Annotated in this window: 6 protein-coding genes; 4 read left to right on the forward strand and 2 right to left on the reverse strand. The window is 69.3% G+C overall.

Going from position 1 to position 7,540, the window contains the following annotated elements:
* Nucleotides 1–112 precede the first annotated feature (112 nt).
* A complete protein-coding gene (locus O9344_RS17285; protein ID WP_298480244.1) occupies nt 113–1,489 on the reverse strand; it encodes an aspartate aminotransferase family protein in 1,377 nt (458 codons plus the stop codon).
* A gap of 238 nt (nt 1,490–1,727) precedes the next feature.
* The gene (locus tag O9344_RS17290; protein ID WP_298480246.1) at nt 1,728–2,507 is read right to left on the reverse strand and encodes a L,D-transpeptidase; all 780 of its coding nucleotides are present in this window, start codon (nt 2,505–2,507) and stop codon (nt 1,728–1,730) included.
* Between the two features lie 360 nt (nt 2,508–2,867).
* Here O9344_RS17290 and O9344_RS17295 point away from each other — a divergent pair, with 360 nt between their 5' ends.
* The 4 genes from O9344_RS17295 to O9344_RS17310 all read left to right on the forward strand — a co-directional run bounded on the left by O9344_RS17295 (nt 2,868) and on the right by O9344_RS17310 (nt 7,331).
* The gene (locus O9344_RS17295; protein WP_298480248.1) at nt 2,868–3,587 is read left to right on the forward strand and encodes a protein phosphatase CheZ; all 720 of its coding nucleotides are present in this window, start codon (nt 2,868–2,870) and stop codon (nt 3,585–3,587) included.
* 132 nt (nt 3,588–3,719) lie between these two features.
* A complete protein-coding gene (locus O9344_RS17300) occupies nt 3,720–5,054 on the forward strand; it encodes a peptidoglycan DD-metalloendopeptidase family protein (protein WP_298480250.1) in 1,335 nt (444 codons plus the stop codon).
* Nucleotides 5,051–6,427, forward strand: coding sequence for a S41 family peptidase (locus O9344_RS17305; protein ID WP_298480253.1), 1,377 nt, complete (start codon nt 5,051–5,053; stop codon nt 6,425–6,427). Before O9344_RS17300 ends, O9344_RS17305 begins: the two co-directional genes overlap by 4 nt.
* Nucleotides 6,428–6,512: 85 nt before the next feature.
* On the forward strand, nt 6,513–7,331 hold the full coding sequence (locus tag O9344_RS17310; RefSeq protein ID WP_298480256.1) for a hydratase: 819 nt from the start codon (nt 6,513–6,515) through the stop codon (nt 7,329–7,331).
* The last annotated feature ends 209 nt before the right edge of the window (nt 7,332–7,540 follow it).

Consider the following 7,540-nt stretch of genomic DNA (forward strand, 5'->3'; position numbering starts at 1 on the left):
CCGCCGGGGAGAGGTGAAGGCGGCGGCGGAGAGTGAGAGGGACTTCGAAACCCCACAAGCAAAAGGCCCGGCGCGGGCCGGGCCTTTCGTCATGCGATGAGGGCGCCGTGCCTCAGGAGGGCATCGCCGTGGATGCGATCACGTTCGACAGCTTGTCGGCGATCTGGGCGATGTCGTTCTCGGTGATGATGAAGGGCGGGGTCACCACCAGGCAGTCGCCCGACGTGCGGATCATGATGCCCTCGTCGTGGAAGGCCTTGTCCATGGCGACATAGGCGCGCTTGCCCGGCGCGTCCTTCCAGCTCTCGATGTCGACGGCGGCGGTGAGGCCGAGCTGCCGGATGTCGAGGACGCCCGCCTGGCCCTTGAGCTTCGAGAAGATGGCATCGGCCCAGACCGGCTCCAGCGCCTTGGAGCGCTCGAACAGGCCCTCGTCGCGGTAGAGGTCGAGGGTGGCAAGGCCGGCGGCGCAGGCCAGCGGATGGGCCGAGTAGGTATAGCCGTGGAACAGCTCGATGACGTGGTCCGGGCCGGTCATGAAGGCATCGTGGACGTGCTTTCGGGCGACGACGCCGCCCATCGGCGCGGCGGCATTGGTGACGCCCTTGGCGAAGGTCATGAGATCAGGGACGACGCCGTAGCGCTCCGAGGCGAAGGGCGCGCCGAGGCGGCCGAAGCCGGTGATGACCTCGTCGAAGATGAGCAGGATGTCGTGCTTGTCGCAGAGTTCGCGCAGGCGCTTCAGGTAGCCGACCGGCGGCGGCAGCACGCCGGTGGAGCCGGCCATCGGCTCGACCATGACGGCGGCGATGGTCGAGGCGTCGTGCAGGGCGACGATGCGCTCCAGCTCGTCGGCGAGATGGGCGCCCCACTCGGGCTCGCCCTTGGAGAAGGCCTGCTTCTCGCGGTTATAGGTGTGCGGCAGGTGGTCGGCGCCGGCCAGCATCGAGCCATAGACGCGGCGGTTGGCGACGATGCCGCCCACCGTGATGCCGCCGAAGCCGACGCCGTGATAGCCGCGCTCGCGGCCGATGAGGCGGGTCTTCGAGGCCTTGCCGCGGGCATGCCAGTAGGCGATCGCCATCTTCAGCGCGGTATCGGCAGCTTCCGAGCCCGAGTTGCAGAAGAAGACGTGGTCGAGGTCGCCGGGGGCGAGCGCCGCGATGCGGCTTGCCAGCTCGAAGGCCTTGGGGTGGCCGAACTGGAAGGTCGGGGCGAAGTCGAGCTCGGCCGCCTGCTTCTGGATGGCCTCGACGATGGGCTGGCGCGAATGGCCGGCGCTGGAGCACCACAGGCCCGCCGTGCCGTCGATGATCTGCTTGCCCTCGGGGGTGTAGTAGTAGAGGTCCTTGGCGCGGGCGACCATGCGCGGGCGGGCCTTGAACGAGCGGTTCGCGGTGAAGGGCATCCAGAAGGCCTGGAGGTCATTCGGGATGGCGGTGCTGGCGGCATCGTCGCCGACCACACGCAGCGCGCTCGTTTTCGACATGGATCGTCTCCGGAAAGGGCTGGATCGCGAATGATCCTATCAGCGGGCCGGGGTCCCGCAAGGCATGGCGGCGAAGGGGAGGGATGCGGCGAAGGGTCCGCTCCAAGCAGAAAGGCCGCCCCGTCCTGCGACGGGGCGGCCCCTCCTGTCCGCTCGTTCGAGCGCCGCGGCGGGGCGCTGTTGCGCTTACCCGCCGCAAGACATGCCGCGGGGTCCGGCGGGACCCCTGCGGCGAAGCTCACATGACCACCACCCGGGTGCCGACGCGCACGCGCTTGTAGAGGTCGATGACATCCTCGTTGCGCATGCGGAAACAGCCGGAGGAGACCGCCTGGCCGATGGTCCAGGGCTCGTTGGAGCCATGGATGCGATAGAGCGAGGAGCCGAGATACATGGCCCGCGCGCCGAGCGGATTGGCGGGGCCGCCAGCCATGAAGCGCGGCAGGTCGGGGCGGCGACGCAGCATCTGGGCCGGCGGGCGCCAGTCCGGCCACTCGGCCTTGCGGGTGATGGTCTTGGTCCCGGTCCAGCCGAAGCCGGGGCGGCCGATGCCGACGCCGTAGCGCATCGCGGTGCCGTCGGCCTGGACGAGATAGAGGTGCCGCTCGGCGGTGTTGATGATGACGGTGCCGGGCCGATGGCCGCCGCGATAGGGCACGACCTGGGGCAGGAAGCGCGGGTCGATGCCGCGTGGCTCGGCAGTCCGCTGGCCCTGGGGCACGGTTCCGGCCGGCACGGCGGATGCGGGCGGGGCGACAAGCGGGCGCACCGGCTCGACCTGTGGCGAGACCTGGTAGCTGGCGCGCAGATGCGCGGCGGGGGCCACCGGCTCCGGGGCGGGGCCGGCGCGGCGGGCGCCGGCAATGGGCCCGGTCGGCTGGCCGCCCTGGTAGAGGAACTCGATGAAGCCGCCGCCGAGGTCGGAGCGGCGGGCGCCGGCGATCTGGGCGGAGGCCTCGTGGGCCGTGGCAACGAGAAGCAGGGCCGCGGCTGCGGCCTTCAAGGCGAAGCGGGACATCGGCGGACTCTTTGAACGCAATACTGAAGTGGGACGGGCTCGCACCCGTCGTCCTTGCCGTCATGTCAAGACAAGCACCGCGATAGACCCAGAAATGGTAAACGCGGCTGCTTTCCGGATGCTTTTCGCTTCGTGAACGCGCGTCGATCTTCTTTAGGGTTAAGGATTGCTCACCACTGGGGGGACATGCCGCGGTGGGGCAGCCTTGCGTCGATACCAGCGGTTAACCCTACCTTGTTTTCCCATTGTGCAGATCGACGGTGTGGCACTTTTGGAACCGCGCCTTAACCCTCCCGCCGCATCGTCGCCCTCACGACCGGTCCATGCCCGACCGGAGCCACGCCCCTGTCCGGAACGTCCATGCGCGCAGCGAAACGAGCCTTTCGTATCGAAGTGATCTCCCAGCCGGAGGTCGCCGCCCCGTCAGGCGGCGCGGCCGGGTCCAACGGCCATCATGAGATCCTCTCCGAGATCAAGCAGCTGAAGGCCCTCATCCGCCCGGCCGAAGAGGTCACGCGGCAGATGGTCGATGCCTACAAGCAGGAAATGCAGGAGGCGATGAAGCTGAAGGCCGAGCTGGACCAGATCTGGCAGGCCATCGACCAGACCAAGCACGAGATCGCCACGCTCCACGTCACCGGCTTCAAGGGCAAGCAGATGACGCGCGTGACGCACGAGCTCGACGCCATCGTCACCGGCACGGAGCAGGCCACCGAAGGCATCCTCAGCGCGGCGGAGGTCATCGACCAGCTGGCGAGCCAGCTCTCCGCCAGCCTGAAGAGCACCCACGACAAGGCGGCGATGGACGACATCCAGCAGAAGATCATCACGATCTTCGAGCACTGCAACTTCCAGGACCTCACCGGTCAGCGCATCACCAAGGTGGTGAACACGCTGAAATTCATCGAAGACCGCATCGTCAAGATGATGGAGATCTGGGGCGGCCTGGACAGCTTCAAGGATATCGCGGTCGAGGGCATCGCCGAGGCGACCGGCGACGCGGCCCTGCTCAATGGTCCCAAGCTCGATACCGAGGTGGGCCACGCCAGCCAGGACGACATTGACGCCCTGTTCAACTGAGGCACCGGCCCGACGCCCGGTCTCACGCGATCTTGCGCCGCGCCGCGAAAAGGGCGGGGCGGCGCCGCGATTCCGCCTGCCCCCCGCGCCATGTAGCATCGGTTCCTTGCCGTCCCTCGTGATTCGGGCCCGATGCGCTCGCCCTTCCTCGCCCTCGCCGCCGTTCTGACCGTCGCCGTCCCGGGCGCGGGCACGGCCCTGCGCGCCGAGCCGGCGAGCCCGGCCGAGCGGGCCGAGACCGAGCGGCGACAGCGCCAGCGCGAGCTCGACGCCATCCAGTCCGACCTCGCCAAGAGCCAGTCGGAGCGGTCGCGGATCGAGGCCGAGGTCACCGCGCTCCGGAACGACCGCGCCGCGCTCGTCGCCGCCTCGCTCGATGCGGTGCGCCGGGTGCGCGCCGGCGAGGAGCGGATGACCGTCCTCGAGAGCAATCTGAAGGGTCTCGACGCGCGCCAGCTCACCCTGCGCCAGTCGCTGCATGAACGGCGCGAGCTCATCGCCGAGGTGCTGGCCTCGCTGCAGCGGATGGGCCGCCGCCCGCCGCCGGCCATGCTGGTCGGCCCGGACGATGTGCTGAAGAGCGTGCGCACCGCCATGCTGCTCGGCACCCTCGTGCCGGAAATGCGCGAGGCGGTGACGGTGCTCGCCCGCGATCTCGAGGAACTCTCCGGCCTGCGCCGTCGCATTGCCAGCGAGCAGGAGCAGCTGCGCCGCGAGGCGGCCCATCTGCGCGACGAGCGTGTCAGGCTCGATGCGCTGGCCGAGGCGCGCCGCAGCGAGGTCGCGACCGGCGAACAGTCGCTGGAGGCGCAGAAGACGCGCGCCGCGGCACTGGCGCGCCAGGCCGCCGATCTCGAACATTTGATAGGCCGGATGGAGACCGAAATCAGCGCCGCGCAGCGGGCGGCGGATGCTGCGCGCACCACCACGGTGGCGCGCGGTGCGGCTCCCCTCGACCGGCGCCAGCAGATGGCGGCCTTGCAGAATGCGGCGCGGATCAACCCCGCCATGCCCTTCGAGCAGGCGCGCGGTAGCCTTTCCCTGCCCGTTCTGGGTGTGCGGCTGCGCGAATTCGGCGATCCGGACGGGCTCGGCGGCACCGAGCGGGGTCTGTCCCTCGCCACCCGGACGGGTGCGGCGGTGACCGCCCCGGCCGACGGCTGGGTGGTCTATTCGGGGCCGTTCCGAACCTACGGGCAACTCTTGATCCTCAACGCCGGCGGCGGATATCATCTGGTGCTCGCCGGAATGGACAGGATCACAGTCGATCTGGGTCAGTTCGTTCTGGCGGGGGAGCCGGTGGGGGTCATGGGCCACACCCCGCCGCCAGCCTCCGCCGTGACGACGGGCGCGACGCAGCCCGTTCTCTATGTCGAGTTTCGCAAAGACGGGTCGAGTATCGACCCGGCGCCCTGGTGGACGATGAGGACACCGGGGCCACAGGCCAATGAAAGGGTTCGCGGATGATGCGCAGAGCTTCGATCCTCCTAGCCGGTGCCGCCATGGGCGCGCTGGCGACCGTCGCCGTCACGCAACCCCGCGCCATCCTCGGGATGCCGGCCAATGCCGCGGCATCCGACACCTACCGGCACATCAACCTGTTCGGTGACATCTTCGAACGGGTGCGCACCGACTATGTCGAGAAGCCGGACGACGCCAAGCTGATCGAGAGCGCCATCAACGGCATGCTCACCGGCCTCGACCCGCATTCCAGCTTCATGGACGCGCGCAACTTCCGCGACATGCAGGTGCAGACGCGCGGCGAGTTCGGCGGCCTCGGCATCGAGGTCACCCAGGAAGAGGGCCTGATCAAGGTCGTCTCGCCGATCGACGACACGCCGGCCTCCAAGGCGGGCATCCTCGCCAACGACATCATCACCCATATCGACAACGAGCCGATCCAGGGCCTCACCCTGCAGCAGGCGGTGGAGAAGATGCGCGGCCCGGTGGGCTCGAAGATCACCATCCGTGTGACGCGCCAGGGCGCCGCCCCGCGCGACATCGACATCACGCGCGACCGGATCGTCATCCGCGCCGTGCGCCACTCGGTGATGGGCGAGGATGTCGGCTATGTCCGCGTCACCCAGTTCAACGAGCAGACCACGGACAATCTCCGCAAGGCGATCGAGGACATCAAGGCGAAGGTGCCGGCCGACAAGCTGCGCGGCTATGTCATCGACCTGCGCAACAATCCGGGCGGCCTGCTCGACCAGTCGGTGTCGGTCTCGGACACGTTCATGGAGCGTGGCGAGATCGTCTCCACCCGCGGCCGCAATGCCGAGGAGACGCAGCGCTGGAATGCCCGCGCGGGCGACCTCACCGGCGGCAAGCCGATCATCGTGCTGATCAATGGCGGTTCGGCCTCGGCCTCCGAGATCGTCGCCGGCGCGCTGCAGGACCACAGGCGGGCGACCGTGCTCGGCACCCGCTCCTTCGGCAAGGGATCGGTGCAGACCATCATCCCGCTCGGCAACCAGGGCGCGCTGCGCCTCACCACGGCCCGCTACTACACACCGTCGGGCCGCTCCATCCAGGCGCGCGGCATCGATCCGGACATCGTGCTGGAGCAGCCGGTCCCGGAGGCGATGCGCGCCCGCCTGCAGGAGAACCGCGGCGAGGCGGGCCTGCGCGGCCATCTGCGCAACAATGCCGACGGCGCCGAGGAACGCTCCGCCTCGTCCGTCTTCGTCCCGCAGGACCAGAAGGAGGACGTGCAGATCAACCGCGCCCTCGAACTGCTCCGCGGCACGGCGACCGACCCGGCCTTCCCGCCGAGCCAGCGTGCCGCCGCCGCCCCGGCTCCGGCCGCCCCGGCCGCTCCGGCGACGCCCACCCGCTGAGGCCCGGCGCAACGTCGTTCCTTTCCCAACCCCGGCCGTCCGCGGCCGGGGTTTTTCATGTCCCCTGCCGTAACGGACCCGATCCATGTCGCTCTGCTCGCCCCAGACCCGGATGTTCGCCGACGAGGTGCTGGCGGCCTATCGCTCGCGCCGGCAGATCGGTCCACTGACGACGCTGGAGCCGACCTTCTCCGTCGCCGACGGCGAGAAGGTGGGCCATGAGGTGGCGCGGCGGCGTGTGGCCGCCGGCGAGCGGATCATCGGCCGCAAGATCGGCTTCACCAACCGCACGATCTGGGCGGAATACGGCGTCTACTCGCCGATCTGGGGACCGGTCTACGATTCCACGTTCAGGGATGTCGACGGCCCGGCGACGGTGAGCATCGCCCATCTCGTCGAGCCGCGGATCGAGCCGGAGATCGTGCTCGGCTTCAAGGCGCCGGTCACCGCCGGCATGGACGAGCGCGCCATCCTCGGCGCGGTCGGCTGGGTCGCCCATGGCTTCGAGATCGTCCAGTCGCTGTTTCCCGGCTGGCGCTTCCAGGGCGCGGATTGCCAGGCCGCTTTCGGCCTGCATGGCGCGCTGTTCTGCGGGCCGCGGACCCCGGTCGAGGGCGATGCGGAGGCCTGGCTCACGGCGCTGACGGGCTTCGCGGTCACGCTGTTCCGCAATGACGAGCGCATCGACCATGGCATCGCCGCCAATGTGCTGGACGGGCCGCTCTCGGCGGTGCGGCATCTTGCGGGCGTGCTCGCGGCTGACCCGCAGGCGAGCCCCATCGCGGCGGGCGAGATCATCACGACGGGAACGGTGACGCGGGCCTTTCCCATCGCGGCGGGCGAGACCTGGTCGACAATGGTCGATGGGCTCGCGGTGCAGCCGATGCGGCTCACCTTCGGGTGAGGGGGGCGCCAAGACGAGCGCGGTTCGGCGGATGGCAGGACCCGAAGTGCGTCCTTCGAGGCTCGCCCTAGCATCGAGCGAACGCGAGATGCGTTCGCCTCTCGCTGTAGGCTCGCACCTCAGGATGAGGGTGGTGGTGCTTGCCAATGAGGTGATGAGCGGCGAGGCAGGCCACGACCATCCTCATCCTGAGGTGCGAGCCTGAAAGG

Origin of the sequence: Phreatobacter sp. (assembly GCF_027532945.1) — a bacterium.
GTDB lineage: Bacteria > Pseudomonadota > Alphaproteobacteria > Rhizobiales > Phreatobacteraceae > Phreatobacter.

Excerpts from the sequence above, each read along its gene's own strand:
- O9344_RS17285 (WP_298480244.1), bottom strand. The coding sequence starts at position 1,489 with ATGTCGAAAACGAGCGCGCTGCGTGTGGTCGGCGACGATGCCGCCAGC.
- O9344_RS17290 (WP_298480246.1), bottom strand. The coding sequence starts at position 2,507 with ATGTCCCGCTTCGCCTTGAAGGCCGCAGCCGCGGCCCTGCTTCTCGTT.
- O9344_RS17295 (WP_298480248.1), top strand. The coding sequence starts at position 2,868 with ATGCGCGCAGCGAAACGAGCCTTTCGTATCGAAGTGATCTCCCAGCCG.
- O9344_RS17300 (WP_298480250.1), top strand. The coding sequence starts at position 3,720 with ATGCGCTCGCCCTTCCTCGCCCTCGCCGCCGTTCTGACCGTCGCCGTC.
- O9344_RS17305 (WP_298480253.1), top strand. The coding sequence starts at position 5,051 with ATGATGCGCAGAGCTTCGATCCTCCTAGCCGGTGCCGCCATGGGCGCG.
- O9344_RS17310 (WP_298480256.1), top strand. The coding sequence starts at position 6,513 with ATGTCGCTCTGCTCGCCCCAGACCCGGATGTTCGCCGACGAGGTGCTG.